This window comes from Pseudogulbenkiania subflava DSM 22618, assembly GCF_900177275.1.
In the GTDB taxonomy this organism is placed as follows: domain Bacteria; phylum Pseudomonadota; class Gammaproteobacteria; order Burkholderiales; family Chromobacteriaceae; genus Pseudogulbenkiania; species Pseudogulbenkiania subflava.
Window position 1 is genome coordinate 56,995 of sequence record NZ_FXAG01000019.1, and the last position, 21,647, is coordinate 78,641.

Consider the following 21,647-nt stretch of genomic DNA (forward strand, 5'->3'; position numbering starts at 1 on the left):
CTCACCATTGACCTCCTGCAGATCCCACCCCGCCCCCAACAGGCGAGCCCAATCAGCCAAGCGGCGACGAAGCGGCAATCGCCCCCAGACATGACGTTTACCATCCGGAGCCAAGGCACTCCATTGCGCCACCTCCAGGAACGTTCTGAAACAACCACGGCAGACATTATCACCGAGGGCCGTTGAGCAATGGGCAATACAGGGCGAGTCAGCAGATTCAGACATAGTGAACAGCCATAACCATACTAGAGCGTTGATAGACTAAAGCAGCAAGCCGCGATCGTCTATGCGACTAGCGTAGAAGAAGCCGAAAAACCGGCCGAAGAATAAAGAGATGAAGTGACGGCGGCAGGCTCAATAAGGCCGATGGCGGCAGGGGACTCCGCACAAAGTCCATCAGGAATTTTATAGACAACAAAAAACCCGGTGAGCACCGGGTCAGACGTTCTTGATATTCAAGACTTTTTGATTGGTCGGGGTGAGAGGATTCGAACCTCCGACCCTCTGCACCCCATGCAGATGCGCTACCAGGCTGCGCCACACCCCGACTCAAGAGAACCGCATTATAAATGGATTATTACGACTTGCCAATCCCACCGTTCAACCATTCGAGAATGGACTGCAACTCGGCCCGGACAGCCTGGGCAGTCAGCGGCACCGGACCGGCCGCTTCTTGCCCCAGACGCAGCCTTGCGCCGTGAATGGTGAAACCATCGTCGTAGAGCAGGCCACGGATACGGCGCACCAGCAAAACCTCATGATGCTGGTAATAGCGACGGTTGCCGCGCCGCTTGACTTGGCGCAACTGGGAGAATTCCTGCTCCCAGTAACGCAGCACATGCGGTTTGACACCGGTCAGTTCACTGACTTCGCCAATCGTAAAATAACGCTTTGGCGGAATCGGCGGCAGTTCTGCCTCAGTTATTGGCATGATGTTGCTCGACCATTCCCTTGAGTTTCTGGCTTGCATGGAAAGTCACCACGCGGCGGGCAGTGATAGGAATTTCCTCGCCGGTCTTCGGGTTACGCCCCGGCCGTTGAGGCTTGTCACGCAGCTGGAAATTGCCGAAGCCGGACAGTTTCACACTGTCACCGGATTCCAGCGCCTGGCGGATCTCTTCGAAGAAAGATTCGACCATGTCCTTGGCTTCACGCTTGTTCAGCCCTACCTTGTCAAACAGCAGGTCGGCCAACTCCGCTTTCGTCAAAGTCATGATTACCCCTTAACATACCGATCAAAAATAAAACAAAGCGGCTTCCGCTGCAAGCACGCACGGAAGCCCGCCAACACTTCCGACCTGCCCGGTCAGAGGCGCAAGGTCGCCCCATGATTGGTCGACACGGCTTCCAGCAGGCTGCTCACCACCACCTCGACCTCGGCATCGGTCAGCGTCTTGGCCTGATCCTGCAACAGGACACGGAACGCCAGGCTCTTCTTACCCTCCGGCACGCCTTTGCCGCGGTAAACGTCGAACAGCGCCACTTCGCTGACAATCTCGGCGGCCACCTGACGGAAGCTGGCCAGCATGGCGCCAACTTCCACCTGCTCGTCCACCACCAGCGCCAGGTCACGGCGTACCGGCTGGAACTTGCTGACAGGAGCCGCCTTGACGTGGCGCTGTGCTTCCACGACAGCGTATTCCAGCTCAAAGACCACAGGCGCGGAAGGCAGATCGTACTGCTGCACCCACTGCGGATGCAGTTCGCCGATCACCCCGACCAGCTGGCCGGCCAGGAAGATTTCGGCACAACGGCCGGGGTGGCAGGCCGGGTGGGCCGCCTTGCGGAATTCGGCCGGCTGCGGATGCAGCAGCGCTTCGACATCGGCCTTGACGTCGAAAAAGTCGACACGCTCGGTCTTGGCACCCCACTGCTCCGGCAGGCGGGAACCCCAGGCGAGACCAGCGATCTTTTCCGGCTGGTCGAAACCTTCGGCCGACTTGCGGAAAGTCCGAGCCACTTCGAATACGCGAACGCGCGGCTGCTTGCGGTTGACGTTACCGACCAGCACATCGACCAGGCCACCCAGCAGGGTCGAGCGCATCACACTCATTTGAGCGGCGATCGGGTTGATCAGCCTGACCGGATCGGCATTGCCGGCAAAATCACGCTCCCAGCGCTCATCGACGAAGGCATAGCTGACCACTTCCTGATAGTCGCGCGCCGCCAGTTGCTGACGGATCAATTCACGCGGCCGGCGTGTTTCCGGCAGCGGCAACATCTTCATACGCGAGCGCGGGGCATCGGACGGGATGGCATCGTAGCCGTAGACACGGGCCACTTCCTCGATCAGATCCTCTTCGATCTCGATATCGAAGCGGAATGCCGGCGGCGCAACGGCAAAACCTTCGGCCGTGTTGTCGTAGTCCAGGCCCAAGCGGGAGAAAATGGCCGCGATGGCATCGGGCACCAGATCGAGGCCGAGCACCTTGTTGACACGCGCACTGCGCACCGCCACGGCCTGGCGCTGCGGCAACTGGCCCTGCGCCTCGGTCAGCGGCCCGGCTTCACCACCGCAGATCTCGACGATCAGCGCGGTGGCACGCTCGATGGCATCCCGCTGCTGCTGGAAGTCCACCCCGCGCTCGAAACGATAGGACGAGTCCGAACCGAAGCCCAGCTCACGCGCCTTGCCGGCGATCATCTCCGGTGCAAAGAACGCACTCTCGAGGAATACATCCTGAGATGCCGTGGTAACACCGCTTCCCAGCCCGCCCATGATGCCGGCGATGGCCACCGGTTTAGAGTCGTCGGCAATCACCATCAGATGGTCCCCCAGCGCCACTTCCTGCTCGTTCAGACACACCAGTTTCTCGCCTGCACGGGCCATGCGCACGGTGATGGCACCGTCCAGCTTGGCGAGATCGAAGGCGTGCATCGGCTGGCCGAGTTCCAGCAGGATGTAGTTGGTGACGTCAACGATGGCCGAGATCGAGCGCAGGCCGGAACGCTCCAGGCGGCGCTTCATCCAGTCCGGCGTCGGTGCGGCGGCGTTGACGCCCTTCACCACGCGGCCGATGTAGCGGCCGCAGCCTTGCGGGGCGTCGATGCGCACCGGCAAGGTCTGGTCGTGCGCCGGCACCACCGGGGCGATCGCTACCGGCTGCAAGGCGCTATCGGTCAGTGCCGCCACTTCACGGGCCAGGCCTTTGATCGACAGGCAATCGGCACGGTTCGGGGTGATCTTGAGGGTAAACAGGCTGTCGTCCAGCGACAGATAGTCGCGGATGCTCGTGCCGACCGGGGCATCGGCCGGCAGCAGCAGCAAGCCGTCGGCGTCGTCCGGCACGCCCAGTTCCTTGCCAGAACACAGCATGCCACCGGATTCGACGCCGCGCATCTTGGTCGGCTTGATCTTGAAGTCGCCCGGCAGCACGGCGCCCGGCAGGGCGCACGGCACTTTCAGGCCGACGGCGACGTTCGGCGCTCCGCAGACGATCTGGATCAGCTCGCCGGTGCCAGCATCGACCTTGGTCACGCGCAGACGGTCGGCATTCTCGTGCTTGACGACTTCCTTGACCTCGGCGATGACCACGCCGCTAAAGGCCGGTGCCGCAGCATTGACCTCTTCAACCTCGAGGCCGGCCATGGTCAACAGATAAGAAAGCTCGTCGGTATTCAGGGACGGATTGACCCAGCTACGCAGCCACTGTTCGGAAAATTGCATTGTATGTATTCCCCTGCCCGCGATCAGTTGAACTGTTTGAGGAAATTGAGATCGTTCTCGAAGAACAGGCGCAGGTCATTGACGCCGTAGCGCAGCATGGCGAAACGGTCCAGACCGATACCGAAGGCGAAACCGGTGTATTTCTCCGGGTCGATGTTGACGTTCTTCAGCACGTTCGGGTGCACCATGCCGCAGCCGCCGACTTCGAGCCAGCCGCGCTCACCCAGCACGTCGATTTCGGCCGACGGTTCGGTGAACGGGAAGAACGACGGACGGAAGCGCACCTGCAGATCATCACGCTCGAAGAAGCGGCGCAGAAAGTCGGTGACGGTGGCCTTGAGGTCGGCGAAGCTAACGTCCTGATCCACCCACAGGCCTTCCATCTGATGGAACATCGGCGAATGGGTGGCATCGGAGTCGACGCGATACACGCGACCCGGCGCCACGATCTTGATCGGCGGCTCGTTGTTCAGCATGTAGCGCACCTGGATCGGCGAAGTGTGGGTACGCAACACGTCACCACCTTCGACGTAGAAGGTGTCCTGCATGGCGCGCGCCGGGTGGTTTTCAGGGATATTCAGGGCCTGAAAGTTGTGGAAGTCGGTTTCGATTTCCGGACCGTCTGCCACTTCGAACCCCAGGCTGCGGAACAGCGTGGCAATGCGCTCCAGGGTCAGCGTGACAGGGTGCAGGCCACCGACGGCACTGCCGCGCCCGGGCAAGGTCACATCCAGCGATTCGGCCGCCAGCTGACGCGCCAGCTTGTCGGCATTGATAAGGTCGCGGCGTTCGTTATGGCGCGCCTCGAAGGACTGCTTGGCAGCGTTGATCGCCGCGCCGGCGGCCTTGCGGTCGTCGGCAGGCAGCTTGCCCAACTGCTTGAGCAGCTCAGTCAGCTCGCCGCTCTTGCCGAGGTAGCGCGCCTTGACTTGCTCCAGTTCTACCAGATCCTGCACCGCGTCCAGCGCGGACAGCCCCGACTCGAGAATCGTGTCGACATTGTTCATGTAGCTCACACCGTATGCGTAAGAAAGCTGGCCAGACCGGATGGTCCGGCGGTCTGGTCAGCCATCTCGAAAAGCGTGTAAAAAAAAGGGAGGCATCACTGCCTCCCTTTTGACCGTCCAGCGATTAAGCGAGGCTTGCTTTCGCTTTTTCAACGATCTGGGCAAAAGCCGGCTTATCGAACACGGCCAGATCGGCCAGGACCTTGCGGTCGATTTCGATGGCAGCCTTCTTCAGACCGTTCATGAACTTGCTGTAGGACAGACCCAGTTCACGCGCACCGGCGTTGATACGGGCGATCCACAGCTGGCGGAACTGGCGCTTTTTCTGACGACGGTCGCGGTAAGCGTATTGACCGGCTTTCATCACCGCCTGTTTGGCGATGCGATAGACGTTCTTGCGACGGCCGCGATAGCCTTTCGCCAGAGCAAGGATTTTCTTGTGACGAGCGCGAGCGGTTACACCGCGTTTAACACGAGGCATTGATCAAACTCCTTAAGCGTAGGGCATCATTGCACGAACGGACGCCATGTTGCTTGCGTCCACCATGGTGGTGCCACGCAGTTGGCGTTTGTTCTTGGTGGTTTTCTTGGTCAGGATATGACGCTTGAACGCCATAGAGCGCTTGACACCACCACCACCCAATACGTTGAGGCGTTTTTTCGCGCTCGACTTGGTCTTCATCTTCGGCATGGAAAACTCCTGCTGAATTTCTTTAGATCCGACGCACGGTGATCTTTCGATGCTTGCAAACCGTGACGTCCCGCTTTTTGTTGCAGCGCCTAAACGCCACAAAATCAACACGGCAGGCGAACCTGCCGTGTCAAACCGCTGATTATACCCGATTATTTCTTTTTCGGGGCAATCATCATTACCATCTGGCGACCTTCCAGGCGCGGGAACTGCTCGACCGTGCCAACTTCGGCCAGATCCGCCTCTACCCGCTTGAGCAGGGCCAGGCCGATGTCCTGGTGAGCCATTTCGCGACCGCGGAAACGCAGCGTCACCTTGGCCTTGTCGCCGTCGTTCAGGAAGCGGACCAGGTTGCGCAGCTTGACGCCGTAGTCGCCGTCGTCGGTACCCGGACGGAACTTGACTTCCTTGATCTGGACCTGCTTCTGCTTGAGCTTGGCTTCGTGACGCTTCTTGGACGTTTCGTACTTGTACTTGCCGTAGTCCATCAGCTTGCAGACAGGTGGCTGAGCGGTCGGAGAGATCTCAACCAGATCGATATCCAACTCCTCGGCCGTCGCCATTGCCTCACGCAGACTCACGATGCCGAGCTGCTCGCCTTCCTTACCTACCAGACGGATTTCGCGGGCGGTAATTTCGCCGTTGATCCGTGCTTCACGTTCCTGAGCTATAGCCAAATCTCCTATTAACTGTTCATCAAGCCCGACACCGCGTCACTGAGGCATGTCAGCCTTCAGCCGTGCCGCGAAGTCGTCCAGCGTCAGCTGGCCCAAGTCTTCGCCACGAGCACGAACGGCAATCAGACCGTCTGCCTTTTCCTTGTCGCCCACAATGATCTGGAACGGCAGTTTTTGCAGACTGTGTTCGCGGATTTTATAGCTGATCTTTTCATTCCTCAAGTCGAGCTCGACGCGGAAGCCTTGTTTCTTCAGCGTTTGCGCCACAACAGAGGCATAATCGGCCTGTGCTTCAGTGATGTTCATCACCACCATCTGCACCGGAGCCAGCCACAACGGGAAGGCGCCGGCATGGTTCTCGATCAGGATGCCAAGGAAGCGCTCGAGCGAACCCAGGATGGCCCGGTGCAGCATCACCGGGCGCTTGCGGCTGTTGTCTTCCGCCACGTATTCGGCCCCCAGACGCTCCGGCAGCACGTAGTCGAGCTGCAGCGTGCCGCACTGCCAGGAACGGCCGAGCGCATCCTTGATGTGGTACTCGATCTTCGGGCCGTAGAAAGCACCCTCGCCCGGCAACTCTTCCCATTCGATGCCGCAGGCACGCAGCGCTTCGCGCAGGCCGTTCTCGGCACGATCCCACGCCTCCAGCGTACCGGCGTACTTCTCCGGACGCAGCGACAGTTTGACCGAGACATTGTCGAAGCCGAACTGGCGGTAGACACGCATGGTCAGTTCGTTGAAGGCGCGCGCCTCTTCGATAATCTGCTCTTCGGCACAGAAGATATGGGCGTCATCCTGCACAAAACCGCGCACGCGCATGATGCCGTGCAGCGCGCCGGATGGCTCGTTGCGGTGGCAGGCGCCGAATTCGGCGTAGCGCAGCGGCAGGTCACGGTAGGAACGCAGACCCTGGTTGAATACCTGCACATGCCCCGGACAGTTCATCGGCTTGACCGCGTAGTCGCGCTTTTCCGACTCGGTGGTGAACATGTTCTCGCGGTAGTTTTCCCAGTGGCCAGACTTTTCCCACAGGATGCGATCCATCACCAGCGGGGTGCGAATTTCCTGGTAGCCGGCTTCGCCCAGGGTACGACGCATGTACTGCTCAACCGACTGCCACAACTGCCAACCCTTGGGATGCCAGAACACCATGCCCGGCGCCTCATCCTGCAGGTGGAACAGGTCGAGCTGCTTGCCGAGCTTGCGATGATCGCGCTTCTCAGCCTCTTCCAGCATGTAGAGGTACTGAGCCAGGTCTTCCTTCTTGGCCCAAGCGGTACCGTAGACACGCTGCAGCATCTCGTTCTTGCTGTCGCCGCGCCAGTAGGCGCCGGCCACCTTCATCAGCTTGAACACCTTGAGCTTACCGGTGGATGGCACGTGCGGACCGCGACAGAGGTCGGTGAAGCCGCCTTCACGGTACAGCGACAGCACTTCGCCCTGCGGGATCGACTCGATGATCTCGGCCTTGTAGTGCTCTCCGATCGATTTGAAGTAGGCGATCGCCTCGTCGCGCGGCAGTTCGTAGCGCTCGACCGGGATATCCTTCTTGGCGAGCTCGGTCATCTTCTGCTCGATGGCAGCCAGGTCTTCCGGCGTGAACGGGCGCTTGTAGCTGAAGTCGTAGTAGAAGCCGTTTTCGATTTCCGGCCCGATCGTCACCTGTGCCTCGGGGAACAGTTCCTTGACGGCGTAGGCCAGCAAGTGGGCGGTGGAGTGACGGATGATGGACAGGCCGTCGGCATCCTTATCGGTAACGATAGCCAGGTCCGCGTCGCGATCGATCACGTAACTGGTATCGACGAGCTGGCCGTCGACTCGGCCGGCCAGCGAGGCGCGCGCCAGACCGGTACCGATGGAGGCAGCGACCTCGTACACCGAAACCGGTTTATCGAAGGAACGGACGGAGCCGTCGGGCAAGCGAATATCAGGCATGTGAACTCCAACGCAGTAGGGCCGGGCAAGGCGCGATCAGATTTGGAAAAACAAAAAAAAAGTGCGGCCAAAGCCGCACTTTTTTGCATGGAACATCCCGCAAGGCGCGACTAGCGCGAATAACGGGTGATAGTAGTTCGGAAAGCCATTTCCGGGAATGCTCCATTGCTGAATTTTGGTAGGCACGATTGGATTCGAACCAACGACCCCCACCATGTCAAGGTGGTGCTCTAACCAACTGAGCTACGTGCCTGTCGTCGAGGAGTGCATAATACCCACCATCATCACCTTCCGCAAGCCCCCTGCTGCAAAAATTCATGCAAGCAGTCGCTTCGGGTATACTAGCGCGCTGATTTTACTAGGCAAACCATCTATTTTCATGCTGAAGTTTACCGTACATAAAACGTCCGGCGGTGCCCGCCGCGGGACGCTGGAGCTGAACCACGGCACGGTCGAGACCCCGGTCTTCCAGCCTGTGGGCACCTATGGCTCGGTCAAGGCGATGAGCCCGGTCGAATTGGGCGACATCGGCGCGCAGATCATTCTGGGCAATACCTTCCACCTATGGCTGCGCCCCGGCCTGGAGATCATCGAGCAGTTCGGTGGCCTGCATGACTTCATCGGCTGGAACAAGCCGATCCTGACCGATTCCGGCGGCTTCCAGGTGTTCAGCCTGGGTGCGCTGAACAAGATCACCGAGGAAGGCGTGACTTTCCAGAGTCCGGTCAACGGCGACAAGTTGTTCCTGTCCCCGGAAAAGTCGATGGAAATCCAGAAAGTGCTGAACTCGGACATCGTGATGATTTTCGACGAATGCACACCCGGCCAGGTCGACCACAATACCGCCGCCAAGTCGATGCGCATGAGTCTGCGCTGGGCGGAACGTTCGCGCCGCGCCTTCGACGATCTGAAGAACCCCAACGCGCTGTTCGGTATCGTGCAGGGTAACCTTTATACCGATTTGCGCCGCGAGTCGCTCGAGGGGCTGATGGAGATCGGTTTCGACGGCTATGCCATCGGCGGGCTATCGGTAGGCGAGCCCAAGCCCGAGATGTACCGCATGCTGACCGAGATGAAGGACATGCTGCCCGCCGATAAGCCGCATTATCTGATGGGAGTGGGCACGCCCGAGGATTTGGTGCATGGCGTGGCCAACGGCGTGGACATGTTCGATTGCGTGATGCCGACGCGCAATGCGCGCAACGGCTGGCTGTTCACCCAGTGGGGCGACATCAAGATCAAAAATGCGCGCTTCAAGGATGACAAGAAGCCGCTGGACGAGGCCTGCGGCTGCTACGCCTGCCGCAACTTCAGCCGTGCCTACCTGCACCATTTGCACCGGGTCGGCGAAATTCTGGGCGCGCGCCTCAATACCATCCATAACCTGTATTACTACCAGCAGTTGATGGCGGAAATGCGCCAGGCTATCGAGGAAGACCGTTTCCCGGCATTCCAGGTCGATTTCGCCCAGCGCCGCGCACGCGGGGCCGACTGAGGCGCTGGAACCGGGGCAGCAGACCACGGTCATACCGGGTTTGCGCTACCGCCACGGTTGGAAAAGCAACACGGCGTGGCTACAATGGCCCGCTTCGGATACTGATAGACAACAAACATAAGGGAATTAACACGATGTTCATCACCCCCGCATTCGCTGCCGGTACCGCACCGGGCGGCTTCGACCTATCGACTGTGACGGGTTTCCTGCCGATGGTCGTGATTTTTGCGCTGTTCTGGTTCCTGCTGGTACGCCCGCAGCAGAAGCGCGCGAAGGAACAGCAGAAGATGCTGTCCGAAATCACCAAGGGTGACGAGGTGGTAACCCAGGGCGGCATCGTGGGTCGTGTAACCAAGGCCGGCGAACAATATCTGTCGGTAGAGATTGCCAACGGCGTGGAAGTCCAGATTCAGCGCGGCGCGGTCGCAGCCAAGCTGGAAAAGGGCACCATCAAGTCCCTGTAATGCATCCTGGCCGCCCTCGTGGGCGGCCGTTTCCCTTCTGCCAGACTCTCGCTCATGAACCGCTATCCACTCTGGAAATACTTCATCATCGTGGTAGCGCTGATCGTCTCGACGATCTACACGCTGCCCAACTTCTTCGGCGAGACTCCCGCCGTCCAGATTTCCAGCTCGCGTCAGTCCATTCCGGTGGACACCGCGCTGATGGGCCGCGTCGAAGCCGCGCTGACTGCCCAGCACATCACGCCGGACGGCCTGTTCCTGGACGGCAACAGCCTCAAGGTTCGCTTCCATGATCCGGACACCCAGATCAAGGGGCGCGACGTCATCCAGCAGGCTCTTGGCGATCAGTACATCATCGCACTGAACCTTCTGGCGGCCTCGCCCGACTGGCTGACCAAGCTCAAGGCCTACCCGATGTTCCTGGGCCTCGACCTGCGTGGCGGCGTGCACTTCCTGTTGGAAGTGGACATGAAGGCGGCTACCGACAAGACCATGGAACGCTATGCCGGCGATATCCGCCGCGAGTTCAAGGACAAGAAGGTCCGCTTCGGCGCCATCAAGCGCAACGGCAACACGCTGGAAGTGCAACTGCGTGACGCGGCCACACTAAAGGCCGCCGAAGACGCCGTGGCGCGTGCCCTGCCCTCGCTGAGCTTCACCAGCGATGAAAACAGCTTCAAGCTGAGCCTGACGCTGAAGCCGGAAGAAATCACTCGTATCCAGAGTGATGCGGTGAAGCAGAACATCACCACCCTGCATAACCGCGTGAACGAACTCGGCGTAGCCGAACCGGTGATCCAGCAATCCGGCTCCAACCGTATCGTGGTGCAGTTACCGGGCGTGCAGGATACCGCCAAGGCCAAGGACATCCTCGGCCGTACCGCCACGCTGGAAGTACGCATGGTGTCCGACGACCAGAGCATGGTGGCCGAGGCGCTGGCTGGCAACGTGCCCGGCGGCTACGACCTGCTGGACGAGCTGACGCCGCGTGGCCCGCAGAAGATTCTGGTGAGCAAGGAAGTGGAACTGACTGGTGACAACATCAACGACGCCCAGCCGGGCTTCGATGAGAACGGCACGCCGGCAGTGCACATCAATCTCGACTCGACCGGGGCTTCAATCTTCCGCCAAGTAACGGCGGAGAACATCGGCAAGCGCATGGCGATGGTGCTGGTGGAAAAAGGCCGTGCAGAAGTGGTGACCGCACCGGTGATCCGTAGCGAGATCGGCGGTGGCCGGGTGCAGATTTCCGGCAGCATGAACGTGGCCGAAGCCAACGACACCGCGCTGTTGCTGCGCGCCGGTTCTCTGGCCGCGCCGATGAACATCATTGAAGAGCGCACGGTCGGCCCGAGCCTCGGCAAGGAGAACATCGAGAAGGGCTTCCACTCCACTCTGTGGGGCTTTGCCGCCATCGCCGTGTTCATGCTGATCTACTACCGTGTGTTCGGTCTGATCTCGGCGCTGTCGCTGGGCGTCAACCTGTTCATGCTGGTGGCGCTGCTGTCGATGCTACAGGCCACGCTGACGCTGCCGGGCATCGCGGCCATCGCGCTGACGCTGGGTATGGCGATCGACGCCAACGTACTGATCAACGAGCGCATCCGCGAGGAACTGCGCAATGGCGTACCGCCGCACTCGGCGATCCAGGCCGGTTACCAGCACGCCTGGGCGACCATTCTCGACTCCAACATCACCACGCTGATCGCCGGTCTTGCACTGCTGATCTTCGGTTCCGGCCCGGTGCGCGGTTTTGCCGTGGTGCACTGCCTGGGCATCCTGACCTCGATGTTCTCGGCGGTGCTGGTATCGCGCGGCTTCGTGAACCTGTGGTACGGCCGCCAGCGGCGCCTGACCACGGTATCGATCGGCCAGGTCTGGAAACCTGAAACGTAAGCATGGGGGGCGATAGCCCCCTTTACCCCTAGAGGACGCAATGGAGCTTTTCCGCATCAAACGGGATATCCCGTTCATGAGCTACGGCCGGCTCACCACCACCATCTCGCTGGTGACTTTCTTGCTGGCCGTCTTCTTCCTGTTCACCAAGGGGCTGAACTTCAGCGTGGAATTCACCGGCGGCACGGTGATGGAAGTGCAGTACCGGCAGGCGGCTAATCTGGGCGACATCCGCAACCGGGTGGATGCCCTCAAGTTCGGTGAGGCCACGGTACAGAGCCTGGGTACCTCGCGCGACGTGCTGATCCGCCTGCCGAGCAAGCAGGGCATCACCTCGGCCCAGCTGTCCGAGCGGGTGATGGGCGCACTGAAGGCGGCCGACCCGGCGGTGGAACTGCGCAAGGTCGAGTTCGTCGGCCCGAGCGTGGGCGAGGAACTGGTCACCCACGGCCTGACCGCGGTGATCATCGTGTGTCTGGGCATCATGCTGTACTTGGCGCTGCGTTTCGAATGGCGCTTTGCCGTGTCGGCCATCATCGCCAACATGCACGACGTGGTGATCATTCTCGGCTGCTTCGCCTTCTTCCAGTGGGAGTTCAGCCTCACCGTGCTGGCCGGCGTGCTGGCGGTGTTGGGCTACTCGGTGAATGAGTCGGTGGTGGTGTTCGACCGTATCCGCGAGAACTTCCGCAAGGCGGCGATGCGCAACAAGAGCGTGTCCGAGATCATCGACAACGCCATCACCGCCACCATGAGCCGCACCCTGATCACGCACGGTTGTACCGAGGCCATGGTGCTGTCGATGCTGGTCTTCGGCGGCCCGGCGCTGCACGGTTTCGCCATCGCGCTGACCATCGGCATCGTGTTCGGTATCTACTCGTCGGTACTGGTGGCAAGCCCGATCGCGCTGTGGCTGGGCGTGGTACGGGAGCACATGATCAAGCCGCAGAAACCCAAGGACGAAGCGGTAGTCTGATCGCTGAACTGGCCGGCTCGTCCGGCCAGTTTCTTTTTTGATGCCTGATCGCCACCGGCGAGTAGCTCGCCCTCCCCCTCTTGCTCGCCGTCTCAACGGCTTCGGCCAACCTCCTGTACAATGAGCGCCATGGAAGCCATTCAATTTCTGCTCGATTTCGTGCTGCACATCGACCGCCATCTGGCTGCACTGGTGGCGGCCTACGGCCCGTGGATCTACCTGTTCCTGTTCCTGATCGTGTTCTGCGAAACCGGGCTGGTGGTGACGCCGGTGCTGCCCGGCGACTCGCTGCTGTTCGTCGCCGGCACGCTGGCCGCCACCGGCGGCATGAACGCGCACGCGCTGGTCGCCACGCTGATCGCCGCCGCCATCCTCGGCGACACCGTCAACTACGCCATCGGCCGCCATCTCGGCCTGTCGCTGTTCGAACGCTTCCCGCGGTTGCTGAAACGGAGCTATCTCGACAAGACCCACGCCTTCTACGAACGCCATGGCGGCAAGACCATCATCCTGGCTCGTTTCGTGCCGATCGTGCGCACCTTCGCGCCGTTCGTGGCCGGGATCGGCACCATGGGCTACCGCCACTTCCTGGCCTACAACGTGATCGGCGGTGTGCTGTGGGTGGCGAGCTTCACCTACGCCGGCTACCTGTTCGGCAACCTGCCGGCAGTGAAAAGCAACCTGGAATACCTGATCTTCGGCATCATCTTCGTCTCGCTGCTGCCGGGCATCATCGAAATCTGGCGCCACAAGCGTCTCTCTCGCAAGACCGCATGAAACGCATCCATTCCCTGCCCGACCACCTCGTCAACCAGATCGCCGCCGGCGAGGTGGTGGAACGTCCCGCCTCGGCGCTGAAGGAGATGCTGGAAAACAGCCTGGATGCCGGCGCCGACAAGATCACCGTCGACCTGGCGCAAGGAGGCATCAAGCTGATCCGCGTCACCGACAACGGTGGCGGCATCGTGCCGGACGATCTGCCCTTGGCGCTCGACCGCCACGCCACCAGCAAGATCGCCTCCCTCGCCGACCTGGAAAGCGTCGCCACCCTGGGCTTTCGCGGCGAGGGGCTGGCCAGCATCGCCTCGGTGTCGCGGCTGACACTGATCAGCCGCCCCCACGAGGAAGCGCACGCGCACCAGATCATCGCCATCGACGGTGCACTGCACCCGGTGGAACCGGCGGCGCACGCGCCGGGCACCAGTGTCGAGGTGGTCGATCTCTATTTCAACACCCCGGCACGGCGCAAGTTCCTCAAGAGCGAGAACACCGAGTATGCCCACTGCGCGGCGACCTTCGAGCGCATCGCGCTGGCGCACCCGCAGGTGGAGTTCCTGCTGCGCCACAACGGCAAGGTAGTGTGGCGCCTGCCATCGCAATCCCTGGCCGAGCGCGTCGGGGCGCTGCTTGGCAAGGATTTCGTCGACTCCGCGTTGCCACTGGAAACGACGGCCGGTGGGCTGCAGTTGGCCGGTTTCGTGGCCAGCCCGACCTATTCCAAGGCCAGTCGCGATGCGCAGTATTTCTACGTCAACGGCCGCTTCGTGCGTGACAAGACCGCACAGCACGCCTTACGCCAGGCCTACCGCGACGTGCTGCATCACGACCGCCATCCGGCCTACGCGCTGTTCTTGAACATCGACCCTGCTGGCGTCGACGTCAACGTGCACCCGACCAAGATCGAGGTGCGCTTCCGCGAATCGCAGGCCATCCACCAGTTTCTGTTCCACAGCGTCAACAAGGCGCTGGCGGCCACCACCGCCGGAGCCGCACCGGCCGTCGCATTGGCCGACAATCCCGCAGCCGATTCGGCTTCGGCCACCCCGTCGAGCGGCGCACAGGCTCCGTCAGGTCTGTTCGGTGGTGGTGCGGGTAGCAGCCGTACTCCAGTACAGACCTTCCGCTACGAGCAGCAGAGTATTCCGCTCAACGTAGCGCGCGAGGCCGTCGGCATGTATGACGCGATGTTCTCCGGGCTGCGCGAGGAAGAACGCCAAGCCGACAGCCGCCCAGCGATGCCACTGCCGTCCCCCTTACCGGCGGCCACGCTGGCCGCCCTGCCCGACAGCGACGACGGCATCCCGCCGCTCGGCTTCGCACTGGCACAGTTGCACGGCGTCTACATCCTCAGCCAATGCCAGGAAGGGCTGATCGTGGTCGACATGCACGCGGCGCACGAGCGCATCGTCTACGAAAGGCTGAAGACCGCGCTGGAGAGCGACAGCATCCCGATGCAACCCTTGCTGCTGCCGGTGTCGTTCGCTGCCGACCGCATGGAGGCCGCCACGGTACACGAGCACGGCGAGGAGATGAAGCGGCTCGGCGTCGAACTCGCTCCGCTCTCGCCCACCCAGATCGCCGTGCGCGGCGTACCGGTGTGGCTGAAGGATGGCAACCCGGTGGAACTGGCACGCGCGGTGCTGAAGGACGTGCGCGAATTCGGCCTGACACAGGTGTTGACCGAGCGCCGCAACGAGCTCTTGGCCACCATGGCCTGCCACGGTGCGGTGCGAGCCAACCGTCAGCTGACGCTGGCCGAGATGAACGCGCTGCTGCGCGACATGGAAGCCACCGAGCGCTCCGGCCAGTGCAACCACGGCCGCCCGACCTGGAGCCGGCTGAGCATGAAGGACCTCGACAACCTGTTCATGCGCGGGCGCTGAGGACCTGTTCACGCTCTTGCTGCGAGTCCCTGAGCGGGGCTCATGCGCACTGCGTGCGAATCTCTGATTCGCTCTGCGATCAGAAATCCTCATGTACTGTGTGTACATTCCGGTTTCTGTGCTGCTCTTCACCCCGCTGAGGGACGCTCGCGACAGATCGTGAGCAGGTTCTGACAGAGATACCCGACCGCTGGCGATTGGCCGAAGTGGGCCGTGGTGCGACAATGCCGCATTTTCCGACCGACTTCGCCATCCCATGTCCTCTCACACCTTCTTTTGGCACGACTATGAGACCTTCGGCGCCGTGCCGCGCCAAGACCGCCCGGCGCAGTTCGCCGGCATCCGCACCGATGCAGAGCTGAACGAGATCGGCGAACCGGTCATGCTGTATTGCCAACCGGCGCCTGACTATCTGCCCTCGCCAGAAGCCTGCCTGCTCACCGGCATCACCCCCCAGCTGTGTCAACAACACGGCGTGGCCGAGCACGAATTCGCTGGCGTGATCGAGCGCGAACTGGCCACGCCGGGCACCATCGGCGTCGGCTATAACTCGTTGCGTTTCGACGACGAAGTCACCCGCTTCCTGTTCTGGCGCAATCTGATCGACCCCTACGCGCGCGAGTGGCAGAACCAGTGCGGGCGCTGGGATCTGCTCGACCTGGTTCGCGCCACCTACGCGCTGCGCCCCGAAGGCATCGAGTGGCCCAAGCACGATACCGGCCTGCCCAGTTTCAAGCTCGAGCACCTGTCCGCCGCCAATGGGCTGGCACACGAGACCGCGCACGATGCGCTCTCCGACGTGCGCGCCACCATCGCTCTGGCACGGCTGATCCGCCAACACCAGCCCAAGCTGTTCGAGTTCTATCTCGGTCTGCGCAAAAAAGACGCCGTGCGTCACCAGCTCAGCCTGCACGCCCCGCGCCCACTGCTGCACGTCTCCGGCATGTACGGGGCTGAGCGCGGCAACCTGGCGGTGATCTGGCCACTGGCCGAACACCCGAGCAACAAGAACGAAGTCATCGTCTGGGATCTGGCCTACGACCCCTCCGAATTGCGCGGACTCGGCCCGGATACGATCCGCCAGCGACTGTTCAGCCGCAACGACGAGCTGCCCGATGGCGTCAGCCGGCTCCCGATCAAAACCATCCACATCAACAAATCGCCATTCGTCGTGAGCAACCTGCGCGTCCTGAGTGCCGAGCGCGCCGAGCACTGGGGCATCGATCTCGACGCCATCAACCGCCACGCCGAAACCGCCCAAGCCCTGCCAAACCTGACCCCGGTCTGGCGTAAGGTATACCAGCGCGAGACCGGTGCACCCGCCGACGTGGACGAAAACCTCTACGGTGGCTTCGTTTCCAACAACGACCGCCGCGAACTCACCCGGTTGCGCACGCTGTCGGCGGCGCAACTGGCCGGCGAGCGCCCTGTGTTTGACGATGCACAGCTCACCGAGCAACTGTTCCGTTACCGCGCGCGCAACTTCCCCGGCTCGCTAACGGCAGCCGAGCAGGTCCGTTGGCAGGAGTGGTGCCGACAAAAGCTGATCGACGGCGCCATTCCCGGCCGCCACCGCACCCAGTGCCTGGAGGAGATTGCCTCTCTGGAAGCCACAGCCGACGCGCGTGGCCAGGCCCTGTTAGCGGCCATCCGTCAGTTTGTCGACCAAACCGCCCCAGCCTGAGCCCCGTCATCCGGCAGGCGCCGGGAGAAAATCTGCGCGACCCTGTCCGTCGCTTCGGCCAACCTTGCGTGCCGCTGCAAAGGTTGGCCGAAGCCCCGTCGGGTGCGACAATATCGCCTTGTCGCACTCATCGCCGCACCCCATGACCACCCCCACCAAAGCCATCCTGCTGATGGGCCCCACCGCCTCCGGCAAAACCGGATTGGCACTCGAACTGGCCCGCCACTTTCCGATGGAAATCATCAGCGTCGACTCCGCGCTGGTCTACCGTGACATGGACATCGGCACCGCCAAGCCCAGCCGTGACGAGATGGCCCAGGTGCCCCATCACCTGATCGACATCATCAGCCCGATGGAATCCTACTCCGCAGCGCAGTTTCACGCCGATGCCAACCGCCTGATCGACGATATCGCGGCACGCGGCAAGGTGCCGCTCCTGGTCGGCGGCACGATGCTCTACTTCAAGGCATTGATCGACGGCCTCTCCGACATGCCGCCCGCCGACATCGCCACCCGCGCCCAACTCGACCTCGAGGCCGCCAAATACGGATGGCCCGCACTGCACGCACAACTCGCCGAAGCCGACCCGATCACCGCCGCACGCCTCGAACCGATGGACTCGCAGCGCATCCAGCGCGCGCTGGAGGTCTTCCGGCTTACCGGCAAGCCGCTCTCTGCGTGGCACGCCGAAGGACGCAGCCAGGCGGCCCGCTTCAAGATGCTCAAACTGGCGCTGATTCCGCAAGACCGCGCCTGGCTGCACGAACGCATCGCGCTACGCTTCCGGCTGATGCTGGAACAGTTCTTCCTTGATGAAGTCGTGCGCCTGCGCCAGCGCTACCCCGAGCTCACGCCCGACCTGCCCTCGATGCGCTGCGTCGGCTACCGTCAGGCTTGGGAGCACCTCGACGGCCAAGCCAGCTACGCCGATTTCCTCGACAAAGGCATCGCCGCCACCCGGCAACTGGCCAAGCGCCAGCTGACCTGGCTGCGCTCGATGCCCGACGTCACCGTCCTCGAGCCCGCCAGCCCGACTGTCACCACCACGGCACTGAACGTTTGTCGCGATTTCCTGTCGGCGTCGACGCCACACGCTACTTAAAATCAAACAGGACAACGGCAGATCAGCGCCTTAAACCGGGCTCTTTCGACTATCATGAAAAAGATTGGACGGATCCGGAAAAATTATGAGAAAAGCTTGGGCGGGATTCACCCTGATTGAACTCTTGATTGCCATCGTCGTGGTGGCCATCTTGATGTCGCTCGCCGTTCCGGCCTATCAGGATTACGTGCGGCGCAGCCGCATCAACGCGGCGCTGGCCCAGCTGTCCCAAACCCGCGTGAGTCTGGAGCAATACTACGCCGACAACCGCAGCTACGCCGCCTCCGGCACTACCTGCGGTGCGACACCCTCCTCGGTTGACTACTTCACCCTGGCCTGCACGGCCAGCGGCAGCACCGGCTACACCCTCAGCGCCACCGGCGCCACGGTGATGGCCGGTTACGATTACAGCCTGGATCAGAGCAACAGCAAGACCACCAGCAAATACAAGGGCACCACCTACTCGCCGGTCAAAGCCTGCTGGTATATCAAGGGGGACGAATGTTGAGCCGGACTCGACAGGTCGGCTTCACCCTGACCGAAATGCTGATCACGCTGGCGCTGATGGCCATCGTGCTGGCTTTGGCTGTGCCCAACTTTTCTGTCTGGTTGATGAACCACCAGATCCGTAATGCCGCTGACACCGCCATGGCCAGCCTGCAACTGGCTCGGGCTGAAGCCATCCGGACAAACTCTTTGGTAAGGGTAAGTATCGATAGCACAGGTAAAATCTGGACTGTGAACACACTGCAATCTGACTGCAGCACGGTTTCACAGACACTTCAGCAAAAAAACTTTGCTGAAGATGCACCCAAGGTCACCATCACCCGGACCCCATCTACTGTGACCAATGTCACTTTCAACGGACTAGGCCGAGTGATGGATGGAACAACAACAACCTGCTCCGGGGTCGTAGCCCTCACTCAACTGAACTTCGACGTCACCACCATCGCCGCGGCCGACAGCAAGGACATGCGCATCACCCTGCAGACGGGAGGCGCACTGAAGTTGTGCGACCCCAACGTCACCAGCTCGACCGACCCGAGGAAGTGCTGACCATGGCCCGCCCAGGCATCTCACGGCAAAACCAGCAAGGCTCGACCCTGATCGAAGCCCTGATCGCCATGGCCATTTTCGCCATCAGCATCCTTGCCCTGATCGCCCTGCAAGGCTTCACCATTCGCGCCAACAGCGAAAATCAGTACCGCGGACAGGCCACCTACCTCGCCAACAGCCTGATCGGACAGATGTGGGCGGCCCGTGCCAGCGGCAGCTTTGCTACCAACTTCGCCTTCAACAGCGGCCATACCTGTGATGGCAGCAGCACCAGTTCCAGCCAGGCCGAAGTCACCAACTGGCTGAGCTCGATCAACTCGACCCTGCCCAATGCCACGGCAGCTCGCCAATCGGTCACCATCGCCTCGACCCTTAGCGGTTCCGCCAATCAGGTCACCGTCACGATCTGCTGGCAAAACACATCCGACAGCGATGTGCGCCACTTCACTACCACCACGCTGATCCCCACTTCCTGAGGCGATCACCATGAATCAGCCGCATTTACGCTCCCCGCGCCGCCAGTCCGGCATCAGCCTGATCGAAATCATGATCGGGCTGACCATCGCGCTGATCACCACGCTGATGCTCTCGCAAATCATGGGGCTGTGGTGGAACCAGCGCAAAACCACCGACTCCGCGTCGGAAGGTCAAAACCAGGGGCTGACTTCCATGGTGCTGATGGAACAGGCAATCCGCAGCGCTGGCTACGGCACCCAGATCGGGACGCTGATCAATTGTGCCCAGAGCTTTTCGTATGTTGGCACCAATGGAGCTAATGGCGGACCCGACACTTTTACTGGCGCCAGCTTCGGCACATCCATTGCACCTTTGCTCATCGTCGACGGCGGAACCAACGGTGAGGCCGACCAGATACTCGTCCGCAATGGGAAAGGCAACATCAGCTTCGGCCTGACCACCCTCAGAGATGACATGCCGAAGCCATCCTCCACACTCAAGGTCAACTCAGTCTCGGGCTTTGAAGTGGCCACATTCTCAGTTTTGTATCATCCCCCGGGTATCACCCCTAACGACCCAGCAACAACCCCCCTGGATGAAAGCAAGGGTTACTGCACCCGCTTCGACCTCACCGCATCGAATGGGCAGGCTCTCACCCTGCAGCAGAACCCAGGCCAGAACAATACCAATGGCAAGGTCTACAATCCTGCAGGGGATCCCAGTGGATGGCCCGGCTATAAGAGCGGCGACTACATCATTAAGATCGGCTCGGACATCATTACTAGCACCTATTCGGTGGACGAAAGCAACCGCCAACTGAAGCTCGCCGACGCTTCGATGCGTGTTGCCACCGTCAACTACACGCTGGGCGAGAACATCATCAACATGCAGGCGCAGTATGGAGTTAAGGCCGCTGGCAGCAGCACTTTCTCCTGGAAAGACGCAGTAGATAATGGCTCTGACCATTACGATGCCAATACGTTGGCCAATGACAGCGCCAGCCTGACCAAGATTCTCACCCTGCAGGCGGTGAAGCTGGCTGTAGTATCCCGCGTCCCGAAACGCGAAAGCGGCATCGTCACCACCGCCTGTTCCGGTTTTTCCAACGGCATCTGTATCTGGAGTGGTACCAAGGTACGGCTGGACGGCGGCGCGGGCGGTACCGAATGGCAGCATTACAAATACCGCATCTACGAAAGCGTCATCCCGCTGAGGAACACGATATGGTCCGCCGGCTAGCTATGACGACACACCCCCTGAAGAGCGCCCAGCGTGGTGTCTCGCTGGTCATCACCCTGATCGCCATGATCGCCATCCTGCTCATCGGCGTGGCCATGGTACGGGTGGTGGATTTCTCCGGCCTGATGACGCGTAACCTCGCCTTCCGGGAGGGTGGCATCCACCTCACCGATGTCGGGCTGCAATATGGTTTGTCGGCGCTCGGCAGCCTGAGCAGCACCACGCTGGATGGTTCCAATGCTGCCAGTTGCAGCGCCAACTCGACCACCTTCAACAATTGCTACTACCCGGTGGACCTGGACACCAATAGCGACGGCGTACCGGACAACATAGATTGGTCCACGATCAGTGCCATCAATGTTCCCAACAGCTCGGGCTATACCGTGAAATTCGTCATCGAACGCCTGTGCACCGGCACCCTGGGCACAGCCGTCACCGACAAGGCCGGCAAATGCCAGTACGCCATCCCCTCGAGTGGTAGCACATCAACATTGGGAGGCAGCAAGAAAATCGGCAGTACGGTGTTCTCCGGCTTGAGTTCCAACAATAGCATCTATTACCGCGTCACCAGCCGCGCCGAAGGCCCAGGCGGCAGCCTGAGCATGTCCCAGACCATTCTCACGCGATAGGAAACACCGC

21 protein-coding genes, 2 tRNA genes and 1 pseudogene are annotated in these 21,647 nt (G+C 61.3%); 13 read left to right on the forward strand and 11 right to left on the reverse strand.

Going from position 1 to position 21,647, the window contains the following annotated elements:
- Window positions 1-75: 75 nt before the first annotated feature.
- From B9N72_RS21790 to B9N72_RS15735, 11 genes and pseudogenes are all read right to left on the reverse strand, one after another.
- A pseudogene (locus tag B9N72_RS21790) lies at window positions 76-225 on the reverse strand (DUF1289 domain-containing protein); the annotation flags it as partial.
- Between the two features lie 245 nt (window positions 226-470).
- Window positions 471-547 (reverse strand) — tRNA-Pro (locus B9N72_RS15690).
- 30 nt (window positions 548-577) lie between these two features.
- The gene (locus B9N72_RS15695; RefSeq protein WP_234986009.1) at window positions 578-970 is read right to left on the reverse strand and encodes a MerR family transcriptional regulator; all 393 of its coding nucleotides are present in this window, start codon (window positions 968-970) and stop codon (window positions 578-580) included.
- Entirely contained in the window at window positions 918-1,214 is a 297-nt protein-coding gene (locus B9N72_RS15700; protein ID WP_008955131.1) for an integration host factor subunit alpha, read from the reverse strand. Before B9N72_RS15700 ends, B9N72_RS15695 begins: the two co-directional genes overlap by 53 nt.
- 92 nt (window positions 1,215-1,306) lie before the next feature.
- Window positions 1,307-3,667 (reverse strand): phenylalanine--tRNA ligase subunit beta, encoded by a 2,361-nt coding sequence (gene pheT, locus B9N72_RS15705; protein WP_085277242.1) that lies wholly within the window; start codon window positions 3,665-3,667, stop codon window positions 1,307-1,309.
- Between the two features lie 23 nt (window positions 3,668-3,690).
- Window positions 3,691-4,674 carry a phenylalanine--tRNA ligase subunit alpha gene (gene pheS, locus B9N72_RS15710; protein ID WP_085277243.1) on the reverse strand — a complete coding sequence of 328 codons (984 nt, stop codon included), beginning with the start codon at window positions 4,672-4,674 and terminating at the stop codon, window positions 3,691-3,693.
- Between the two features lie 124 nt (window positions 4,675-4,798).
- A complete protein-coding gene (gene rplT / locus B9N72_RS15715) occupies window positions 4,799-5,155 on the reverse strand; it encodes a 50S ribosomal protein L20 (RefSeq protein WP_008955134.1) in 357 nt (118 codons plus the stop codon).
- Window positions 5,156-5,167: 12 nt separating this feature from the next.
- Entirely contained in the window at window positions 5,168-5,365 is a 198-nt protein-coding gene (rpmI, locus tag B9N72_RS15720) for a 50S ribosomal protein L35 (RefSeq protein ID WP_008955135.1), read from the reverse strand.
- A 152-nt stretch (window positions 5,366-5,517) separates the two neighbouring features.
- Window positions 5,518-6,042 (reverse strand): translation initiation factor IF-3, encoded by a 525-nt coding sequence (infC, locus tag B9N72_RS15725; protein ID WP_085277244.1) that lies wholly within the window; start codon window positions 6,040-6,042, stop codon window positions 5,518-5,520.
- A gap of 36 nt (window positions 6,043-6,078) precedes the next feature.
- Entirely contained in the window at window positions 6,079-7,977 is a 1,899-nt protein-coding gene (gene thrS, locus B9N72_RS15730) for a threonine--tRNA ligase (protein WP_085277245.1), read from the reverse strand.
- A gap of 176 nt (window positions 7,978-8,153) precedes the next feature.
- A tRNA-Val gene (locus tag B9N72_RS15735) sits at window positions 8,154-8,230 on the reverse strand.
- 126 nt (window positions 8,231-8,356) lie between these two features.
- On the opposite strand from B9N72_RS15735, the gene tgt reads away from it, so the two are divergent.
- The 13 genes from tgt to B9N72_RS15800 all read left to right on the forward strand — a co-directional run bounded on the left by tgt (window position 8,357) and on the right by B9N72_RS15800 (window position 21,637).
- A complete protein-coding gene (gene tgt / locus B9N72_RS15740; protein WP_159453047.1) occupies window positions 8,357-9,472 on the forward strand; it encodes a tRNA guanosine(34) transglycosylase Tgt in 1,116 nt (371 codons plus the stop codon).
- A 134-nt stretch (window positions 9,473-9,606) separates the two neighbouring features.
- On the forward strand, window positions 9,607-9,936 hold the full coding sequence (gene yajC, locus B9N72_RS15745; RefSeq protein WP_085277247.1) for a preprotein translocase subunit YajC: 330 nt from the start codon (window positions 9,607-9,609) through the stop codon (window positions 9,934-9,936).
- A 54-nt stretch (window positions 9,937-9,990) separates the two neighbouring features.
- Window positions 9,991-11,832, forward strand: coding sequence for a protein translocase subunit SecD (secD, locus tag B9N72_RS15750; protein ID WP_085277248.1), 1,842 nt, complete (start codon window positions 9,991-9,993; stop codon window positions 11,830-11,832).
- Window positions 11,833-11,872: 40 nt separating this feature from the next.
- A complete protein-coding gene (secF, locus tag B9N72_RS15755; RefSeq protein WP_085277249.1) occupies window positions 11,873-12,808 on the forward strand; it encodes a protein translocase subunit SecF in 936 nt (311 codons plus the stop codon).
- A gap of 120 nt (window positions 12,809-12,928) precedes the next feature.
- Complete coding sequence (locus B9N72_RS15760) at window positions 12,929-13,585, forward strand: DedA family protein (RefSeq protein ID WP_085277250.1); 657 nt, start codon at window positions 12,929-12,931, stop codon at window positions 13,583-13,585.
- Complete coding sequence (gene mutL / locus B9N72_RS15765) at window positions 13,582-15,471, forward strand: DNA mismatch repair endonuclease MutL (protein WP_085277251.1); 1,890 nt, start codon at window positions 13,582-13,584, stop codon at window positions 15,469-15,471. Before B9N72_RS15760 ends, mutL begins: the two co-directional genes overlap by 4 nt.
- Before the next feature lie 256 nt (window positions 15,472-15,727).
- Window positions 15,728-17,155, forward strand: a complete 1,428-nt coding sequence (gene sbcB, locus B9N72_RS15770) for an exodeoxyribonuclease I (protein WP_085277252.1) — start codon at window positions 15,728-15,730, stop codon at window positions 17,153-17,155.
- A gap of 142 nt (window positions 17,156-17,297) precedes the next feature.
- Complete coding sequence (gene miaA, locus B9N72_RS15775) at window positions 17,298-18,257, forward strand: tRNA (adenosine(37)-N6)-dimethylallyltransferase MiaA (RefSeq protein ID WP_085277253.1); 960 nt, start codon at window positions 17,298-17,300, stop codon at window positions 18,255-18,257.
- A gap of 85 nt (window positions 18,258-18,342) precedes the next feature.
- A complete protein-coding gene (locus tag B9N72_RS15780; RefSeq protein WP_085277254.1) occupies window positions 18,343-18,765 on the forward strand; it encodes a type IV pilin protein in 423 nt (140 codons plus the stop codon).
- On the forward strand, window positions 18,759-19,313 hold the full coding sequence (locus B9N72_RS15785) for a GspH/FimT family pseudopilin (protein WP_085277255.1): 555 nt from the start codon (window positions 18,759-18,761) through the stop codon (window positions 19,311-19,313). Before B9N72_RS15780 ends, B9N72_RS15785 begins: the two co-directional genes overlap by 7 nt.
- A 2-nt stretch (window positions 19,314-19,315) precedes the next feature.
- Window positions 19,316-19,789 carry a type IV pilus modification protein PilV gene (gene pilV, locus B9N72_RS15790; RefSeq protein ID WP_085277256.1) on the forward strand — a complete coding sequence of 158 codons (474 nt, stop codon included), beginning with the start codon at window positions 19,316-19,318 and terminating at the stop codon, window positions 19,787-19,789.
- Window positions 19,790-19,799: 10 nt separating this feature from the next.
- Complete coding sequence (locus B9N72_RS15795; RefSeq protein WP_085277257.1) at window positions 19,800-21,008, forward strand: PilW family protein; 1,209 nt, start codon at window positions 19,800-19,802, stop codon at window positions 21,006-21,008.
- 2 nt (window positions 21,009-21,010) lie between these two features.
- Window positions 21,011-21,637 carry a pilus assembly PilX family protein gene (locus B9N72_RS15800; RefSeq protein ID WP_234986010.1) on the forward strand — a complete coding sequence of 209 codons (627 nt, stop codon included), beginning with the start codon at window positions 21,011-21,013 and terminating at the stop codon, window positions 21,635-21,637.
- Window positions 21,638-21,647: the final 10 nt, after the last annotated feature.